Source organism: Undibacterium sp. Dicai25W, assembly GCF_049340505.1.
GTDB lineage: Bacteria > Pseudomonadota > Gammaproteobacteria > Burkholderiales > Burkholderiaceae_D > Undibacterium > Undibacterium jejuense.
On sequence record NZ_JBMPOQ010000005.1, the window covers coordinates 55,131 to 72,799 of the forward strand.

Consider the following 17,669-nt stretch of genomic DNA (forward strand, 5'->3'; position numbering starts at 1 on the left):
GCGGTTCAACTTTCACGCAGGCTCAACAGTGGCGGTTGATTTAACACATTGCGCAAACCTACCCACCCACCAAACAAGGCACATGCCGCGCCAATAAATACGCCAACAAGCCACACTAGTGGCGAAAAATTCCATTCAAAATTAAAGCTGAAATGCGCCAGCGCCCAGCCTACAGCAGACGCACCACTTGCCGCCAATATACCTGCAACACTGCCAATCAGCAGGAACTCTATCCATTGCGCGTGGGACAATTGCTTGCGGGTCGCCCCCAAAGCTCTAAGTAACGCCGCTTCACGTTGCCTGACGTCCTGTGATCCCGCCAGTGCAGCGTACAACACCAGAACACCCGACGCCAACGTGAATAAAAACAAAAATTCTACGGCAGTAATGACCTGATCCAGCACGCTCTGCAATTGCTTAATCATGGCACCAACATCTACAACCGTCAGATTCGGATAATCGAGCGTTAATTGATTTACAAAACGCACATCATTTGCAGGCAAACGAAATGCGGTGATCCAGGTCACTGGCATATCGACCATGGATTTTGGATTAAGGACAATGAAGAAGTTAACCCGCATCGAGCCCCAGTCGAGCTTACGCAAGCTGGTCAACTTTGCCGTAACTTGCTGTCCGGCGATGTCAAAACTTAGTTGATCACCCAATTTAAGTTTGAGTGTTTTAGCAATACCAATCTCAACCGACGCCTCGGGTTCAATAGCACTGCTATCATCAAACCATTTTCCAGCGGTAATTTGATTTAATGCTGGGATTTCATTCATTGCCGATAAATTAAACTCTCGGTCAACCATGCGTTTCGCCTGATCTTCCTCGTAAGTTTCTGCGGTCACGGCTTTGGCGTTCACGGCAATCAAACGTCCACGTATCATCGGATACATAGATGGGTGATCAAATGGCGCAAGCTTTGCCGCGATCTCGTCTTTTTGATCAGGCTGTATATTGATCACAAAATGGTTCGGTGCATCAGCGGGCGTTGATTTTTTCCATGCTGAGATCAAATCGCCTCTGACCACCGTCAACAACAGCAATGCCATCAGACCCAGTGCCAAAGCCACGATCTGTATCACGGTGGCTCCTGGTCGACGCTGCAATGCAGTGACTGCAAAACGCCACGATGTGGATTGAAACACATTGCGCACGCGTTTCAATGACATCACACACAACCAAGAGATCAACGCAAACCCTAATAAGCCAACTAAAAAACCAGCAGAGGTCAGCAGGCCTAATTTCACATCACCCGTTTGCCATAACAATAGCCCGACAAACATCGACAAACCCAATACATAAGTGACGATAGTTAAGGCTTGCGGCGCATCTTGCTCGCGTCGGATAACGCGATTGTGTGGGACGTTTCTCAGTTGCAAAACCGGTGGCAAAGCAAACCCAACCAACAGTAACAAGCCAGTGGCGACACCATGCAAGGCTGGCAACCAGCTTGCCGCAGGCAAATCTTTCGCTAGTAAATTACCCAGCCATTCGAGCAACACATAGTGAGCAGCATAGCCAACGGCGACACCAACGATACTACCCAATAATCCCAGCAGCAAAAACTCTGACAGGTACATCATCGTGACCTGATTTTGTGTCAAGCCCAGACAACGCAACATCGCACACGCATCGAGATGTCGCAACATAAAGCGGCGCGCAGCCATGGCGATTGCCACTGCAGCCAGCATCGCAGACAATAAACTGACGAGCGATAAAAACTGTTCTGACCTATCCAGCGTTGCCCGCATTTCAGGACGACCAGATTGCAGCGACTCTAGTCGTACTCCTTTGAGTTTTTGTTGCTCAATCTGTGATTCTAATTGCGTCTGAAATTGCGCAATTTCTTTGTTGGCACCCGCCATGAGAAAACGGTAAGTTACGCGTGAGCCATTTTGCACTAAATTGGTCGCAGGCAAATCAGTCACTGCAATCATAACGCGCGGTGCAAAATTCATAAAACCGGCACCGCGATCAGGTTCATCGGCAATAGTATGAGTGAATACAAAAGTCATATCACCCAAGCGTAATTTATCGCCTGGCTTCAGATTCAACGCAATCTGCAAAGAGGGGTCTATCCAAACCGTACCCGGTGCAGGAATATCGTCGGTGGCGACTTCCCGGTCAACACTACCCACGCGTTGATTCAGCTTCAACTTACCCCGCAAAGGGTAATGTTGACTGACCGCTTTGAGCGAGACCAGCTTAGCCAAAGCGTGATCGCCCTCACCGGCAATCCCCATGCTAGAGAACACCACGGTCTCAGCTGTTTGTAAGCCACGCTTCTTCGCTTCGGTTTTCCATTCTGGATTGACTGACTGATCAGCGCTGACCAATAAATCAGCGCCCAGCAATTGATGGGCGTCGCGATTAAGTCCACTACGCAGACGATCGGCGAAAAAACCGACAGACGACAAAGAAGCTACAGCAACTATTAAAGCAACTAGTAAAAACCGCAATTCACCAGCGCGCCAATCACGCATCGTCATGCGCCATGAGAGTCGAAACATCATTGCCTTTCGTCAGATCACCAATAGTTATTACGAGTTCACCAACAAACATAACCGGAATTGCGCCCCCATTTGCTTATATTGGCAAGACTACCCGGAACCACAATTCCCATCAGATTTATCTATCAAGCGCTCAAAGCAGCAGCGAAATCGCTCAGCAAATCCTGCGTATCCTCGATCCCTACCGATATCCGTATCAATGAGTCGGCAATACCCATCTCTGCACGTTGTATGGCGCCCATTTCAAAGAAAATTGTGTGCGCCACCGGTATCACCAGAGTACGCGTATCACCAAGATGGGTGGCATTGATAGCTAGTTTGAGGCGATTCAGATAATCAAAACAATCAATTTCTGGTTTTAATTCCAGACTCAGCAAGGCGCCATAAGCGCGGAATAAATCAGTTGCCAACTTGTGCTGTGGATGTGATGGCAATCCAGGGTAATACACAGCCGCCACACGCGGATCCGCCTCCAGCATTTGCGCCAGCGCCAGGGCATTTGCGCATTCGCGCTCCATACGCAAGGCAAGTGTCTCTGCGCCGACCGCGATCTGATGCGCAGCATCTGGCGATAAAGTTGCGCCAAAGTCACGCAAGCCTTTGGCACGTATTTGTGCCATACCCTGTTGCGCGGACGCTTGTTTGCGAAAGTTGTCGGCAATATTTGGATAGGCGCTCCAGTCGAACAAACCAGTATCTGTGATTGCACCACCAAGCACATTTCCGTGACCGGCGATCGATTTAGTCAACGAATTGATAACCAGACCAGCATGAACAGACTTAGGCTGAAACAGATACGGCGACGCCATCGTGTTATCAACCACAAACAGAATACCGCGTTCGCGGCACAAGGCACCGATACGTTTCAGATCAGCGATCTGAGTCCGAGGGTTGGCAATTGTTTCTACAAAAACCAGACGCGTTGCGGGTGTCAACACAGCCTCAACGTTAGCAACATCGGTCGCATCAACTAAACTTAACTCGATACCCTGAGATTTTGCAGTCTGCCACAGGCTATTGGTGTTCCCAAACAAAAATCGGGATGAAACCACATGATCACCCTGACGTAGCAATGCCTGAAACACTGCTCCAATAGCTGCCATACCGGTTGCAAAGGTAATCGTTGATGCGCCACCTTCCATCTTAGTAATTTTGTCTTCTAACGCCGCAACCGTCGGATTGCCCTGACGACCATAACGATATCCCGATTGCTTACCCTGAAACACTTGCGCCAAATCACGCGCATCCTTGTATCCAAATAGTACCGAGGTATGCACTGGCTTATGGACGGACCCGTGTTCTATGTCTTTTTGGCGGTCGCTATGCAGAATAGTGGTGGTAAAGCCGTAGGAAGTTTTATCGTTCATCTTAGTATTGTAGAAATTAATCGCTGGAATTAGTCGTTGAATATGAGTTCAAAAAGCTGCATTACAAAGTATAAGTGTAACGCAGAAGCGACGATCTCTATGCAATCCTAATAGATATGTAAATACTTCATTGAGCTGCATTGAGCTGCATTGAGCTCAATGCAGCTCAATGCGGTTCTTACAAGTTCGAAATTTCATTTGGCATTAAACGCCGACATTGCCTTGCGATAGCCATATTGCCATTGCAAATTAATCATCTCAACAAAGTCTTCGTGGCGCTCGGGAATGCGCAAAGCCAAGCGGTTGCGCAGCCAGAATAGCTGCTTGCTAATTTGATGCTTGACCAGCGCCTGTTCCATGTCTGCCGTATCAACCCAATAATCCGCCTGTTGCTGAAATACTTTATGCAAACGTTGATTGCCGTGTATGCCCATGACCAGACGCAAAGCGGGTACATCGATGAATTTATTGTACAAACCTTTACGTTCCATAATCACTTCGCGACCCAATTTGCGAGCAATTTCTATGGGAAAAAGATCCAACACGCCGCCCATATAATGATGCTCACCAATTTGATGACAACGGAAATAATACATGTCAGCAATTGATGCGCGTACCGCATCAGCAACCGGTGTTTGCGTCTCAAATAGCAATTGATCAGCGACAGCACTATGTTTCCATTCGGCACTGGCGAGCGGGGAACACATGCCATCCAATATGCTTGCTACGCGATGATTAGAGAAAATAGTTTCGGCATACAATTTCCGATTGCCGCGCAACTGACCTACTTCAGATTTAGAAAACAATAATCGCCCGGCGACGATTGCCAAATCCGGCGCGCCACTGTAATGTATATTGTCAGGCAAAGGCAGCACCGCCGGAATATCGAACAGATAATCCTGAAACAGGTCCGGAATACGTCTAACATCATTCGCAAACAAAGCACGTTTGGCGACACCGCCTATTGCTTTGAGCAGGCTCTTTTCAGGATTGGCTTGCAGTCCACGCCAAAATGCGTGCATTTGTGCCGATGTCAGCCACGCTAAACGCTGCGCATTATCGGGCAAATGATGAATAATCGTGCCAGCTATCGCAGCACCACAACTGGCTAAAATTACATCAGGCGTTTTTCCACGCTCCTGACAAGCAGCATAAATCCCCAGGTAATAACCAAACCGGAATCCCCCACCTGCCATGACCAGACAACGTTGATAACCCTGTCCCTCGCCCTCTGCATGCTGGCTTTTTTCTATATGATGCTCTGACAAAGCAAATCCTTTAATTTCCACTGAATTCCACTGAACTTACAAAAAGTATTGGGTAAGAGTGTAAATGCTTAAGCCTCTAACGAAATAAATTATTTCAATAAAAACGCTTCAATCAACTCCGCCAACAAGGCGGGCTGGTCGTGATGCAACATATGTCCTGCATCGAGGATCATTTCTTTTTGCAAATCCGGAATATACGCAAGGCGACGATCAATTTCTTTTTGCCCTTCTTCTTTTGGTCCCATCCAATGCCAGACATTTGTGTCATCGGCTTGCATCCACAGCACCGGTGCCGTAATTTGCTCCCAACATGCCATTACTTCTTCAACACGGAACAGCAAAGGGCTAGTTTGTTTGTGTGCAGGATCGCCAAGAATTTCCCAACGTCCTTCGGCATTTTCACGCGACCAGAACTCAGACAAAAACGCTGCACGTTCATTGGTTAATCTTGGATTAGTCTTTTGCAGACGCGCCGCCACATCCGATTGCGATGCGTAAGTACGCAATTCTGGCTGCTGACGCAGTTCGTCCAGCCATTTGCGATAACGACCAGGGGCTTGTTTTGGATGCGTGGTCGGCATACCAAAACCTTCCAGATTGACCAATTTGCGCACGCGTTCCGGCCGCGTACCTGCATACAGGCCAACCACATTGGCACCCATGCTATGCCCGAGTAAATTCACCGCACCGTCAGGTACATAATGATCAAGTAGAGCATCCAAATCGCCGAGATAATCTGGAAACCAATACGTATCCGTACCTGGCGCATCAGTCAAACCAAAGCCACGCAAATCAGGAGCAATTACATGCCAATCTTGCGTAAAATGGTCGACCATAAATTGAAACGATGCTGATACATCCATCCAGCCATGCAGCATAAAAATCACTGGTGCATCCGGTTTCCCCCAATGACGAACATGGTATTGTAAGCCGCGAATCTGAATGAATTCGGAACGCGAAGCGGAAATAATCGATGATTGAGTGGATGTCATGGCAATATACAATTTTCTTCGGAAGCTACGAGAAATTACTATCAGCAATTGTGCGAAGCTATGGCAATATGCATTAGCATAGAACAACGGTCAGAAATAAAATAACACATAATAGAACGACCGTTCGATAATTATAACGGAGACTGGATGAAACTGCAGGAATCAATTCCAAACTGTACGACAGAAGATCAGTATCAGAGCCTATATCAAGATTTTTATTGGGAAGTTCCGGAGCATTTGAACATTGCCGATGTCTGCTGCCGCCGTTGGGCCGACGAGACAAAACGCACCGCCATTTTTTATGAAGACAGCACCGGCAATTGCAGCAAGACCAGCTACGCCGAGTTATATAAAAAGTCGAATCAGCTTTCCAATTTATTACGTCAGCAAGGGGTTCAACGCGGCGATGTCGTTGCCTGTATCTTGCCACAACGACCAGAAATGGCGATCACGATCATGGCCTGCCTGCAATTGGGCGCTATTATTATGCCCTTGTCTTTTTTATTTGGTTCAGAAGCGCTGGAGTACCGCTTAGGCCATAGTGAAGCAACGACCCTGATTCTGGATCAAAGCGGGGTCGATGCGTACATGCAAATCGCCGATCGATGCACGTATTTAAAAACCGTGATCGGCGTTGATTGCCGCCACGTGCCTAAGAATTTCGCGGCATTGGAATGGGAAACCTATGTCGCTGACATGTCAAGCAACTTTAAAAGAGAAAAGACCCGCGCCACCGACCCGGCCATCCTGATTTACACCAGTGGCACCACGGGTGATCCTAAAGGCGCCCTGATCCCACACTCAGCAATTCTCGGCAACCTCGCTGGTTTCGTTGCATCACAAAACTGGTTTCCTCAAGAAAAAGATGTGTTCTGGTCTCCAGCTGATTGGGCCTGGACCGGCGGCTTAATGGATGCCTTACTGCCGACCTTGTATTTCGGCAAATCTATCGTCGCATATCAAGGTCGTTTTAGTGCTGAGACCGCTTTTTATCTCCTGCAGAAATACAAGGTCACGAATACCTTTCTGTTCCCGACCGCCTTAAAAATAATGATGAAGGCCTTCCCTAAGCCGCGTCAGCACTACAAACTCAAGCTACGCGCCATTATGAGCGCAGGCGAGTCAGTGGGCGAAACAGTCTTCAATTGGTGTCAGACCGCGCTGCGCGTCACACCAAATGAAATGTTCGGACAAACCGAAGTCAATTACATCGTTGGCAACAGCCATCAACGCTGGCCTGCCCGACCAGGCAGTATGGGGCGCCCTTATCCCGGTCACAGAGTCGCTTTAATCAATGAATCAGGAGCCGAAGTGCCGCTGGGCACAATCGGTGAAGTTGCGGTCAATCGCAACGATGTTCACGGTCATCCTGACCCAGTTTTCTTTATGGGATATTGGAAAAATAATGCCGCCACCCGCAACAAATACAGCGGTGATTGGTGTCGTACGGGCGATCTGGCAATTGCCGATGCAGATGGCTATTTATGGTATCAAGGACGTGCCGACGATATGTTTAAAGCAGCCGGCTACCGCATCGGCCCTTCAGAGATAGAAAACTGCCTGATTCAACATCCGGCAGTAGCGAATGCGGCTGTGGTACCAAAGCCAGATAAAGATCGGGGCAACCTCGTCAAAGCCTATGTCGTTTTATGTAAGGGCTTTATTGGAAATGCAGATCTCATCAAAGATTTGCAAGCCCATGTACGGGGCAAGCTGGCGCCCTACGAATATCCAAAAGAAATTGAATTCATCGATGGCCTGCCTATGACAACCAGCGGTAAAATCCAAAGACACTTACTCCGACGCCGAGAATCAGAACGCAGCAAACTCAAAGCTAAATAAAGCGCTTGCAAACTAGGGACGAACGATCAGTCTGGAACTGATCGCTTGTGCCGACTGTTCGATGAGATCATCGATCGCCTTTCCAAACGGCGTAAAACGAAATGCTTCGCCATCGAAACTATAATCTTTTCCGACCAACACATCGCCAGTGGCACTGCCGGTAAATTTAAAACTTTCTATCAGGGTTCCGGCTTGTGCATCATAGACGTAAATCTCCACATCTAAAGCACGGATTTTCTTTTCCCAAAGACCGAACATTAAAGGCTGAATGCGAATGCCAGCATTTCTGACATCTCCTGAGATGACGTACCGTGCCTTATACGTTTCCGCAACTTGCGCCAACATTTTGGGGGTCGGTGGATTTAATTGCCAATTAAACGACAACAACTCTGGTGTGCTTCTGACTGAAAATTGTTGACCTTGCTCCAACCGCCGCGCCAGCTCTCTGGGAAAACCCTGAGCAATATCGTCGATATCAATCAACTGTGTAGGGTGAGCAACCGCAAAGCCTGTCAGTAGTACACTTCGCCCCGCATCACGCGCAGGAATCAATGCCTGAGCCGCGCAAAAATCCGATACAAATGTCATTACAGACACTAAAAAAAATGCCAATAAGCGCGGATGAATCAAGGTCATTTTTAACCTCAAAAGAAATCAAAACTTCACGTATTAACTAGTCAGTTATAAGAAACGAATTAAGAGATCATCCCTGGACATGCTTTGAGCTAAATATCTAACCAGACCAGTGCCAACACGATACCTTACCCTATAATATCGGCAGATATTGTCAATTCATTAGCTTATAGCTCAACAAAAAAAGTTGTATTTGAGCTATGATGAAAAGCAAAAAATACCTTACCGTTGCTCCCCTACTTCTTTTTCCTATTTTCATGGCCAAAAGTCCTGACGTTCAACTTCATATCAGCCCTGCGCATCCCGACTACGCCGACGCACTTCTCGCTTTTGAACTTGAGAATCGCGCGCATTTTGAACATTGGATCGCCAGCCGCGGTGACCTGTTTTATTCAAAAGAAGCCGTCCGCAAAAGTCTGGAACAAGCACAATGGGCGGCCCATGCGCGCACAGAACTTCACTACCTGGTCTGGCTAGGTGAAGAAATTATCGGCAGGATCACTTTACGTGGCATAGAACGTGAACAGTATTTCAAAGCCTCACTTGGCTACCGCTTTAGCGCCCGCTATGGCGGCAAAGGTTACGCCAGTACCGCTGTCAATAAAATTATTGAGCATGCATTGACCGAATTAAAGTTATGGCGTATCGAAGCCACGATCATAGCCAACAATCTTCCGTCGATCGGTGTGATCCGTAAATGCGGTTTCACTCAATATGGCCACTCCCATGCATCAATTTTGCGCAATGGAATATGGATGGATGCGCTGCATTTTGAAAAACACGCAAAACAGTTTGATGACGGCAAATTGAGCTAAAACCGCATTAAAAAAAACAGTTCAGATAGCGTTTTTTGCAATTCGTCGCAAGACGATGGTGAATCAGACACGTATCGGCCATACTCGAGTCACTTCTGAAACGAAAGAACTCGAAAGTTCAGAACACGCTAATCTAATATTCCAAAAAATTTAAGGTGAAACGCATGCGCCCTATCCTGACTACTGTAGCAATGAGCCTGACTTTGTGCGTTCTAAGCACCAATGTGCTCGCCGACGAACAAATCCGCAACGTCTCAAGCTTCAACATCATTAATACCCAAAGTGCCTGCAAAATTATCGTTGAAGTTGGAAAAACCCAGTCGATCACACTTAGAGGCGATACCCAATTCATTGAAAAATTTAGCACTATCGTGGTTGGGAATGAGTTAGTCATTTCTGACAAAAGTAAACGTCTCAAAATAACCGATGCCGACCAAATTATCATTACCGTTCCAGAATTAAAAAAATTCAATTTCCAAGGTGCGGGATCAACGAAAATCAATAATCTCAATAGCGACAATTTTGAATTATTATACGAAGGTGCTGGCAGCTTGACGGCCAATGGCAAAGTCAGCCACCTGACAATTCGCTCTCAAGGGGTGGGCTCGATTGACACAAAAGATGTGATCGCCAAAGAAGTCGACGTACGTGGTGAAGGTATAGGCTCCATTAACGTGACAGCACTAGAAAAATTAAATGCAACTTTACAAGGAATAGGAAGTCTGACTTACTATGGACACCCACGTACCATCAGTAAATCCGTCGAAGGCATAGGTAGCATCAAAGCTGGTGACTGACAAGCAAAAGCTGCACACGTGGTACTACATATGCATGACAATTAAGTAGATCTGGCTCTGAAGATACCGGCTTCAGAGCTTTTTTTTGCTTATTTCTGAGTTGTTTTACTCACTTGTTGTAGATAGCGAAAATAATTCATACTAAGTATGCTTGATTTAAAAATAATTATTGACCTAGGATTAACATTTAACATTAAATAAAAAAAAAATCTTTTCATCTGCATTTATAACCAATAGCGCAATTCACAATCATGACAAACAAGGTCTTATCAATTCCGACCCCAGCCGAAGCATTTAACGCAGCGGGAATGCCGCACATCGACTTTGCTGACGGTTATTCGGGTCAGGCTGAGCGGGTCTATGCAAGCGCCGAGCAAGCGGCACGCGTTGTATTTGCCAATCCGCCACGTGCCGTCAATATGCTGATGACATTACGCAACAAGATCATGCACCCCTTTGGGATAAAGGCTGGTGTTGATTTTCGCGATCTCGGGCTGGGGAAAATAGACGTCTTTCCGATCATTTCTCGTACAGAAAATGAAATTGTTGTTGGTGGCGACGATAAGCACCTTAATTTTCGGATTTGGATCAGTATTCAAGCCGGTCCGAACGGCTCCAAAGTAAGCATGTCCACTCTGGTTAAAATCAACAATCTCTTTGGCAGAATTTACCTGTTCACCATCATGCCGTTTCATAAGCTATTGTCACGCACAATGTTACGACGAGCACTCAATAAGTCTGACAACAATTCGCCAAACACGAGATAGCTTATAGCCATATTGAAAGCAACGCACAAATACGGCTATACAATCCAGTATCCTCAGAGTTGCGAGAAAATTTATTTAGCTATTGAAGATCGGCTTCGCAAATTACGAATGGATGCGGCGAAAATCGGGGAAGTCCAACCCACGTAGCGAGATTTCAATATTTCAACTTTCTCGATTGTGCGGGACTACGGCTAACGCAAAGCTTTATCGAGACGCCGATATCTTTTGAATTTTTCCGGACGCGATATCGAAATCAAATTTATATTGAACCAAGTTTCCATCAATATCCGCTTGAAATACCGCAGAAAAACAATTTTCCGTATCGTCTGTAGATGGCTCAAACCAGCAAAAAGATCCTGATAGATTCTTACCCATGACAACCTGCAGGTTTGGGATTGAGTAAAGTAAGTCTCCCGTACTCTCAATTACGCTCATTGCTGAAAGTGGAGCCCGATTTACATCATAAGTCTCAATCAATGCGATTGATGTCTTTCCCGGCAGCAGTTTCGCCAATACTCCCTCAGGAAATTGCTTGGAAACGATTCGCCCATCTGATTGCCAGCGCAATTCCGTTACGATGCACGGAGCCCAACCCAGATCGATCATTTGTCTCGGCTTGAGACTCTCGTCGATGATTTTTCCATCAAGTCGTACTTTGACAAAATTAGTAATAAGTCCCATCGCAGAATGACTTTCTTTCGCTAAAATAATACCAACCAAAAAAAAAATCCCCATTCTAAGCAACACATGGACAGAGTGTTTAAAATCAATCCATATTGAGGAGCAGACAGCTCCTCAAAAAAAACGCATTGAATCCCTTTTTTCCATAGACTGGAAAAGTCGCTTAGGATAGCGATTCTCTCACGATAGCACCTACCATCATTTTGACGGAGTCATCCAACAAGCATCCAAAAAATTGTGTCCCATCCAAATTTGCTTCGCCAAGATCTTGACCGCGCAAATCGCAATTTTCAAACGAAGCACCATTCAAATCAGCTCCGGCAAACGTCACATCGCTGAAAATGACATCCGTAAACTCACTACGAATCAAATTGGCCGCACGAAAATCAATCTTGATCAAGCTGCATCTGTAGAAAGTCGCCTTCGATAGAAATGCCTTTGTAAAACTTATGTCCTTTAACGTTGTTTGTGTAAAAGTCGATCCAATCAATTTCATACCTCGGCAATCGCATGAACAGAAGTTTGATTGAATCGCAATCAGGTCCGTGAGATCGGATGCATGGAAATTCACGTTCCGTACGACCAGGTCAGAAAGCACCAAACCCAATTCCCTGGACGACTGTTCAGCAGCGATGCGATGTAACGCGTTCATGGAGCTGTCTTCCGATATCTCACTTGTTGATTGAATCGAAAATAATTTCATTTTTCTTTCTTTATGTATTGATTTCGTCGACGTTCAAACACGATAACATGAAATATTTTGGTGCAGGTCATTGGTACAGACCACTCTACAGCATGGCATATGCTCATAGAATCAATTTGCGCGATTAGCGGAGTAGGCACGTAAGTTTTCTTTCATTTCGGTGAGTTTAGCCACTTCGTCCGGCAGTCCATTCTTGATGAATTCATCCAACTGAAAAATCTGGGGAGCAAAATTCCATGTGCTTTTTATTCCGGTAATTGCGGGATCGGTGCCCAATACCCGACGCAACATTTCAGGACTTCTGGATAAGGTCGCCTGCATAAGTACATAGCTAGGAAGTGGCGTTTTAATTCCGTGTTCCAGTAGCCAATCAAAGATATCGACTCTACCAGCTCGAACCGCATAATAAATTGGTGGGTGCCTGTATTGATCGGACTGATCAGGATCGCCTGCCGCTACGTGCCTTTGAATGAATTCTTTCACGCTCAAGTATTTTGTCAGACGCGTTTCATATTGATCAGTCTGGTTAACTGGATCTTCCGGTTCAAATTCTCTATACGACTTCAACATTTGATAGGCATGCTCCTTATCTCCTGCGGCATTGTAGTATGCTTCAAGCGCCTTGAATACGCCCGGCCACATTTGATTTTTCCCTTTGCTAATGAGTTTCTCGAGCGCTTTAATTCGTTCCTGGTTATTTTGTGGCGGCACCAATAATAGCTGCTTCATTTGGATATAGATGCTGGTTGGGTCAATCTCGCGAGCCTTGTTCAAGATATCAATATTTCGCTGTGATCGTTCGTCCTCTCTCGTGAAACCAGCAGTCCTAATGCCATTCGTTGTGTTTTCAAATTTTATAACGGTCGGCACATACGGCACCCAACTATAAATCCGAGCTGCATAGGTAAAGTCACCGGCACGTTCTGCCGCTTTAGCGGCCTCAATTAACTCATTGCGATACGATTCTGGATCATCCTTATACCTGTCCGAATTGCCATCAGAATCGCGTCGAATCCGGCCAAAAATATATACATACGGGGCACTGGGCGATTTGATCGATTGATCACGTTTCAGCACAATCTTTTCAGAATGTGTATTTTCACCGGGATGCAAATCGAAGCTGACAAAGCCGGGCACAAACCCAAAGTTAAGAGCGACATACTTCGCTTTTATCAGCGCGGGCCGGACTGTTTCATATTTCAGTACCTCCTGGGTGCGCCCATCTTCGTTTGTTGGAGTGAGCGTGTCAAAAGCGCGCCCAGATCCTATTGAATCAACATGGGCAGGGAAAAACCCTGGTCGAAACGATCCCGCAAATTCAGGCACGTCTCGGTATCTGCCAGCTACTCTGTCCAGATATTCCAACGACAAATCCGGCCCCTGAGTGGAGGGAAACAAGCCAGGTCGCACTCGAGGTGTAACGACCCGCCAAACTTCTGCAAATGGGACCGGATGTCCTTGCTCGTCAACTACGTCGATTACGATAGCCGCATCTCTCTCACGTACAACCAAATATTCTGGCGTAGCTGCATACACACTAATCGTGATCGTACTGATCGCTATCACTGCACTCATAACTGCAAGAAACGAACATGCTTTCTGCGTATCACTCTTTAGCATTGATTGACCCTTTTAAATTTTAATAGGTAGCCTCGTATCTTGTTAATGGGGACGACAAACCAAAAGTTTGGTCGGCGCCTTTTCGATATCTAGCATAACTAACCTGGAAAATCCTTATTCATATTATCTGCAAGAAAAATTAAAATCAAAAAAGAATGCTTGAACGCATCACGGCAAATGAGCTGTTTAATCATAACCATAACGAAAAACAACAGACTCCAATGCCAACATATTAGAAATACGAACTTCCAGTAAAGATTGCAGCGTGAAAACACTTTATCGATGCTAGTGGTGCGAAATACCCAATGGAACCATTGCGATTTCCAACTGGCAAAGACATTAAGACGGTCATTGGCTCTATGAACGATTTCAATGTTGAAATCAATGATAACGGGCCGAATGTGTCTTTTCAGGCATCGATAGTTTCTAAGATGAATAGTGATGGTGGTGAATAGAATCTGCTTAATGTTGACGCCTATACAGGTGATGACGAGCAGAAACTGCTGGTTCGAGAAAGCCTGGAAAAGTCTGATTAAAAGAATTCTAAAAGAACTATTCAAGGTTTCTGGCCAGCTTGTGCTCATTGATGATGCTAGCAATACTCCGCAGAGTATTGAACCTTAGTGAACCAACTGACAAAATTAATAGCTTATGAGTAGCATAAAATATGCTTCAACTATTTTACTATTTCAACTTATATCATTATTTGATATTCAACACTTATGTTTCCAACGCCTGCAACTCAGCTTCACTAAATCCCGCTTCTTTACGCGCATCGAGATTAAATGGTCCGCGTAATTTAGGGGCTTGATATTGCGCTGCCAAACGTGAATACGTTGTTATCGTGTCGATTCCCTGGGCATCGCAAAGGCTTTGGTACCAATAGTTACCAATCGCCACATGACCAATTTCATCACGATAAATAATCAATAAAATATCAGCGCCTTCCCTATCTCCCGCTTGCGCTAATTTTGCCGACAAACCTGGAGTGACATCCAAACCACGTGCTTCTAAAGTGCGTGGGACCAATGCCAGACGAGCAAGTAAATCATCCGTGGTTTTTTCTGCCATTTCCCACAAACTATTGTGCGCAGGAAAAGCACCATAGTGATATCCCATAGTACGCAAATGCGCTTCGAGCAATTGAAAATGATAAGCTTCTTCTTTGGCGACTTTCAACCAATCGCGATAGAATTTCTCTGGCATCCCGGCAAAGCGCCACAAAATATCTGCCGCCAGGTTGATTGCATTCATCTCGATATGTGCCAGAGCGTGAACCAGTATCGCACGCCCTTCTACCGTTACCATAGAGCGACGACCGACTTTACCTGGCGCAATCAGTTCTGGTTTCTCTGGGCGGCCAGGTATGCCAACTGATACTGCGAATTGCTTCTCACAATCAACCAGCACATCATCAGGAATGGCGGACAATAGTGCGCATTTGGTATCAGTGTCGGTAGCAAGTAAAGCTTGCAAGGCTGTAGCGCGTAATTCCATTAAAAATCCGTTTTCAAAATACTCATTTTTTGTTAAATCTGACGTAAGTGCTAAGGCAGCGTTAAAATAGCAGCTGCATGCTATTCACGCGCTTGGCACACAGCGAAGCTGGGGCGCTTTTGCGTCACCCCTTTTCAGCCTCTATTTTACGGAATTCATATGCCCATTTACCAGTTAGGCGAAATTGCACCTGATATTGATGCCTCAGCTTATATTACTGACACTGCCAAAATTATAGGCAAAGTCAAAATCGAAGCCAAAGCCAGCATTTGGTTTGATGCCACCATCCGCGGAGACAATGAATTAATTACGATCAGTGAAAATAGCAATGTGCAAGAAGGCTGCATTTTACACACTGATCCCGGCTATCCCTTAGTTGTCGGTAAAAATGTCACCATCGGCCATCAGGCGATGTTGCATGGCTGCACCATCGGTGAAGGCTCATTAATAGGCATACAAGCCGTGATTTTAAATGGTGCAAAAATCGGCAAAAATTGCCTGGTAGGCGCTGGTGCATTGGTGACAGAAGGGAAAGAATTCCCTGACAATTCACTAATCATAGGCTCACCAGCCAAGGCAGTGCGCGAACTGACCGAGCAAGATATTCGTGGTATGCACCGGAATACCGACAACTACGCCATGCGTGGTCAATTGTATAAAACAGAACTCAAACGCATAGACTAATTCAGCGATTCGTATGTTTTAAGAAGTGCTTGAGCGTTACAAAGAATTACTCGTTTTAGAAAAAGTAAAAAAATGACTGACACCTTACAAAAATTCATGTTCGAAAACGCTGGCGTCCGTGGCGAGCTGGTTGAACTGGAATCTTCATGGCAACAGATGTTGTCTCATAAAGTCTACCCAAAAGCCGTGCAAACCATTTTAGGTGAACTGATGGCAGCTTCTGCTTTACTGTCAGCCAATCTGAAGTTTAATGGCACCATGATTATGCAAATTCACGGTGATGGTCCGGTTAAGTTGATGGTTGTTGAATGTGATGCAGATCTGCGCATTAGAGCAACCGCAAAATTAGCTGACGACGCCGTTATCGAAGATCACGAAACACTGAAAGAACTCGTTCATGCCCATGGACAAGGACGCTTCGTGATTACCCTTGATCCGAATGACAAAATGCCAGGGCAGCAGGCTTATCAAGGGATTGTCCCGTTAGACGGTGACACCGTCGCGACCGTGATTGAAAATTACATGCTGCGCTCGGAGCAGCTCGACACCAAACTCTGGCTCGCGGCAAATGAAAAAGTCACCCGCGGAATGCTATTGCAAAAACTACCAGAAATCGGCGGTTCGGGCGCGCAAGCAGAAGATGGCGAAGACATGTGGAGCCACGCTGTCATGCTGGGCGACACCTTGAAACACGAAGAGCTGTTAAGCACCGATATTGCAACACTGATGCATCGCCTGTTCTGGGAACAAACTTTACGCGTATTTGATCCTCTGCATCCGGTTTTCCATTGCGGGTGCACGCGTGAAAAAGTCGGCGATATGCTCAAAATGTTAGGTCAGGCAGAAGTAGAATCAGCGATAGCCGAGATCGGCAGACTTGATATTAATTGCGATTTCTGCGGAAAACATTACGGCTTTGACCAGGTTGATTGCACGCAGTTATTCGTTGCTAAAACGTTAGCCGAAGGCACAGTCACACCAACTGAAATTAAACACTAAGTTTTTTCGGCACCAATAAAGCCAGATGGCAAAAAGCGCTCTCGCTAGCACCATCTGGCATCCATCACCGCAAAGACAATCAACCATTAGCAAGCGTCAGCTTGCGCTCTTCCGTATAAGCCCACCAGACAAGCGCTGGTTCGCCATTCATAAACCTGGTGACCGATATGAAGACGTCGATCACGCATGGGTCGTGTTGCTTGCCTGTCAGCCGACACAAACTCTCATATAGTTCATAAGGACAACGCCCGACTAACTGATCTGGCGTATCAATACCAAGAATCTTTAAATCATCTGCGCCCGCTTTACCAATATTAGGTAAGTCAGTTAATTTTTTAAGACGCTGGCGGTCAACTTTATCGGGATGCATATTTTCTTTACTCTCAGATCATAGGTCGCGAGCACTGTAGCTTAATCAGGATTCACCTAAAAATGTGCTTGACCATAACACGGTGTCAGGCTTTATAGTCTCGCAAAATCAATGGAGA

Annotated in this window: 17 protein-coding genes; 7 read left to right on the forward strand and 10 right to left on the reverse strand. The window is 46.0% G+C overall.

The window, feature by feature from the left end; translation table 11 throughout:
• Positions 1 to 5: 5 nt before the first annotated feature.
• From ACO0KY_RS07735 to ACO0KY_RS07750, 4 genes are all read right to left on the reverse strand, one after another.
• A complete protein-coding gene (locus tag ACO0KY_RS07735) occupies positions 6 to 2,516 on the reverse strand; it encodes an ABC transporter permease (protein ID WP_423045127.1) in 2,511 nt (836 codons plus the stop codon).
• A 125-nt stretch (positions 2,517 to 2,641) separates the two neighbouring features.
• On the reverse strand, positions 2,642 to 3,883 hold the full coding sequence (locus ACO0KY_RS07740) for a cystathionine gamma-synthase family protein (RefSeq protein ID WP_186911553.1): 1,242 nt from the start codon (positions 3,881 to 3,883) through the stop codon (positions 2,642 to 2,644).
• 194 nt (positions 3,884 to 4,077) lie between these two features.
• The gene (locus tag ACO0KY_RS07745) at positions 4,078 to 5,151 is read right to left on the reverse strand and encodes a patatin-like phospholipase family protein (protein ID WP_423045128.1); all 1,074 of its coding nucleotides are present in this window, start codon (positions 5,149 to 5,151) and stop codon (positions 4,078 to 4,080) included.
• Between the two features lie 89 nt (positions 5,152 to 5,240).
• Positions 5,241 to 6,143, reverse strand: a complete 903-nt coding sequence (locus ACO0KY_RS07750) for an alpha/beta fold hydrolase (protein WP_423045129.1) — start codon at positions 6,141 to 6,143, stop codon at positions 5,241 to 5,243.
• Between the two features lie 147 nt (positions 6,144 to 6,290).
• Between ACO0KY_RS07750 and ACO0KY_RS07755 the strand changes: the two genes are divergently transcribed.
• Entirely contained in the window at positions 6,291 to 7,985 is a 1,695-nt protein-coding gene (locus ACO0KY_RS07755; RefSeq protein ID WP_423045130.1) for an acyl-CoA synthetase, read from the forward strand.
• 12 nt (positions 7,986 to 7,997) lie between these two features.
• On the opposite strand, the gene ACO0KY_RS07760 is transcribed toward ACO0KY_RS07755, so the two are convergent.
• On the reverse strand, positions 7,998 to 8,621 hold the full coding sequence (locus ACO0KY_RS07760) for a flagella assembly protein FlgT middle domain-containing protein (protein WP_423045131.1): 624 nt from the start codon (positions 8,619 to 8,621) through the stop codon (positions 7,998 to 8,000).
• Positions 8,622 to 8,875: 254 nt separating this feature from the next.
• On the opposite strand from ACO0KY_RS07760, the gene ACO0KY_RS07765 reads away from it, so the two are divergent.
• The 3 genes from ACO0KY_RS07765 (at position 8,876) to ACO0KY_RS07775 (ending at position 10,997) form a co-directional block, all read left to right on the forward strand.
• Positions 8,876 to 9,433, forward strand: coding sequence for a GNAT family N-acetyltransferase (locus ACO0KY_RS07765; protein WP_423045132.1), 558 nt, complete (start codon positions 8,876 to 8,878; stop codon positions 9,431 to 9,433).
• A gap of 164 nt (positions 9,434 to 9,597) precedes the next feature.
• The gene (locus ACO0KY_RS07770) at positions 9,598 to 10,230 is read left to right on the forward strand and encodes a GIN domain-containing protein (protein ID WP_423045133.1); all 633 of its coding nucleotides are present in this window, start codon (positions 9,598 to 9,600) and stop codon (positions 10,228 to 10,230) included.
• Positions 10,231 to 10,481: 251 nt separating this feature from the next.
• Positions 10,482 to 10,997 carry a DUF2867 domain-containing protein gene (locus ACO0KY_RS07775; protein ID WP_423045134.1) on the forward strand — a complete coding sequence of 172 codons (516 nt, stop codon included), beginning with the start codon at positions 10,482 to 10,484 and terminating at the stop codon, positions 10,995 to 10,997.
• Positions 10,998 to 11,201: 204 nt separating this feature from the next.
• Here ACO0KY_RS07775 and ACO0KY_RS07780 read toward each other — a convergent pair whose 3' ends face one another.
• The 3 genes from ACO0KY_RS07780 to ACO0KY_RS07790 form a co-directional block, all read right to left on the reverse strand.
• The gene (locus ACO0KY_RS07780; RefSeq protein ID WP_423045135.1) at positions 11,202 to 11,717 is read right to left on the reverse strand and encodes a hypothetical protein; all 516 of its coding nucleotides are present in this window, start codon (positions 11,715 to 11,717) and stop codon (positions 11,202 to 11,204) included.
• 124 nt (positions 11,718 to 11,841) lie between these two features.
• Positions 11,842 to 12,381: a pentapeptide repeat-containing protein gene (locus tag ACO0KY_RS07785; protein WP_423045136.1), complete on the reverse strand. Its 540-nt coding sequence runs from the start codon at positions 12,379 to 12,381 to the stop codon at positions 11,842 to 11,844.
• A gap of 111 nt (positions 12,382 to 12,492) precedes the next feature.
• Positions 12,493 to 14,001: a hypothetical protein gene (locus tag ACO0KY_RS07790; protein ID WP_423045137.1), complete on the reverse strand. Its 1,509-nt coding sequence runs from the start codon at positions 13,999 to 14,001 to the stop codon at positions 12,493 to 12,495.
• Between the two features lie 305 nt (positions 14,002 to 14,306).
• Here ACO0KY_RS07790 and ACO0KY_RS07795 point away from each other — a divergent pair, with 305 nt between their 5' ends.
• Entirely contained in the window at positions 14,307 to 14,456 is a 150-nt protein-coding gene (locus tag ACO0KY_RS07795; RefSeq protein WP_423045138.1) for a hypothetical protein, read from the forward strand.
• A 265-nt stretch (positions 14,457 to 14,721) separates the two neighbouring features.
• On the opposite strand, the gene ACO0KY_RS07800 is transcribed toward ACO0KY_RS07795, so the two are convergent.
• Entirely contained in the window at positions 14,722 to 15,498 is a 777-nt protein-coding gene (locus ACO0KY_RS07800; protein ID WP_423045139.1) for a ferritin-like domain-containing protein, read from the reverse strand.
• Positions 15,499 to 15,657: 159 nt separating this feature from the next.
• On the opposite strand from ACO0KY_RS07800, the gene ACO0KY_RS07805 reads away from it, so the two are divergent.
• Both ACO0KY_RS07805 and hslO read left to right on the forward strand, forming a co-directional pair.
• Positions 15,658 to 16,182 carry a gamma carbonic anhydrase family protein gene (locus tag ACO0KY_RS07805; RefSeq protein ID WP_423045140.1) on the forward strand — a complete coding sequence of 175 codons (525 nt, stop codon included), beginning with the start codon at positions 15,658 to 15,660 and terminating at the stop codon, positions 16,180 to 16,182.
• 72 nt (positions 16,183 to 16,254) lie between these two features.
• Positions 16,255 to 17,181, forward strand: coding sequence for an Hsp33 family molecular chaperone HslO (gene hslO / locus ACO0KY_RS07810; RefSeq protein WP_423045141.1), 927 nt, complete (start codon positions 16,255 to 16,257; stop codon positions 17,179 to 17,181).
• A gap of 79 nt (positions 17,182 to 17,260) precedes the next feature.
• Here hslO and ACO0KY_RS07815 read toward each other — a convergent pair whose 3' ends face one another.
• Positions 17,261 to 17,551, reverse strand: a complete 291-nt coding sequence (locus tag ACO0KY_RS07815; RefSeq protein WP_186911537.1) for a helix-hairpin-helix domain-containing protein — start codon at positions 17,549 to 17,551, stop codon at positions 17,261 to 17,263.
• Positions 17,552 to 17,669 lie beyond the last annotated feature (118 nt).

What these genes read in the sequence shown, in the direction of transcription:
- ACO0KY_RS07735 (WP_423045127.1), bottom strand. Translation starts at nt 2,516, where the DNA reads ATGTTTCGACTCTCATGGCGCATGACGATGCGTGATTGGCGCGCTGGT.
- ACO0KY_RS07740 (WP_186911553.1), bottom strand. Translation starts at nt 3,883, where the DNA reads ATGAACGATAAAACTTCCTACGGCTTTACCACCACTATTCTGCATAGC.
- ACO0KY_RS07750 (WP_423045129.1), bottom strand. Translation starts at nt 6,143, where the DNA reads ATGACATCCACTCAATCATCGATTATTTCCGCTTCGCGTTCCGAATTC.
- ACO0KY_RS07755 (WP_423045130.1), top strand. Translation starts at nt 6,291, where the DNA reads ATGAAACTGCAGGAATCAATTCCAAACTGTACGACAGAAGATCAGTAT.
- ACO0KY_RS07760 (WP_423045131.1), bottom strand. Translation starts at nt 8,621, where the DNA reads ATGACCTTGATTCATCCGCGCTTATTGGCATTTTTTTTAGTGTCTGTA.
- ACO0KY_RS07765 (WP_423045132.1), top strand. Translation starts at nt 8,876, where the DNA reads ATGGCCAAAAGTCCTGACGTTCAACTTCATATCAGCCCTGCGCATCCC.
- ACO0KY_RS07770 (WP_423045133.1), top strand. Translation starts at nt 9,598, where the DNA reads ATGCGCCCTATCCTGACTACTGTAGCAATGAGCCTGACTTTGTGCGTT.
- ACO0KY_RS07775 (WP_423045134.1), top strand. Translation starts at nt 10,482, where the DNA reads ATGACAAACAAGGTCTTATCAATTCCGACCCCAGCCGAAGCATTTAAC.
- ACO0KY_RS07785 (WP_423045136.1), bottom strand. Translation starts at nt 12,381, where the DNA reads ATGAAATTATTTTCGATTCAATCAACAAGTGAGATATCGGAAGACAGC.
- ACO0KY_RS07790 (WP_423045137.1), bottom strand. Translation starts at nt 14,001, where the DNA reads ATGCTAAAGAGTGATACGCAGAAAGCATGTTCGTTTCTTGCAGTTATG.
- ACO0KY_RS07795 (WP_423045138.1), top strand. Translation starts at nt 14,307, where the DNA reads ATGGAACCATTGCGATTTCCAACTGGCAAAGACATTAAGACGGTCATT.
- ACO0KY_RS07800 (WP_423045139.1), bottom strand. Translation starts at nt 15,498, where the DNA reads ATGGAATTACGCGCTACAGCCTTGCAAGCTTTACTTGCTACCGACACT.
- ACO0KY_RS07805 (WP_423045140.1), top strand. Translation starts at nt 15,658, where the DNA reads ATGCCCATTTACCAGTTAGGCGAAATTGCACCTGATATTGATGCCTCA.
- hslO (WP_423045141.1), top strand. Translation starts at nt 16,255, where the DNA reads ATGACTGACACCTTACAAAAATTCATGTTCGAAAACGCTGGCGTCCGT.
- ACO0KY_RS07815 (WP_186911537.1), bottom strand. Translation starts at nt 17,551, where the DNA reads ATGCATCCCGATAAAGTTGACCGCCAGCGTCTTAAAAAATTAACTGAC.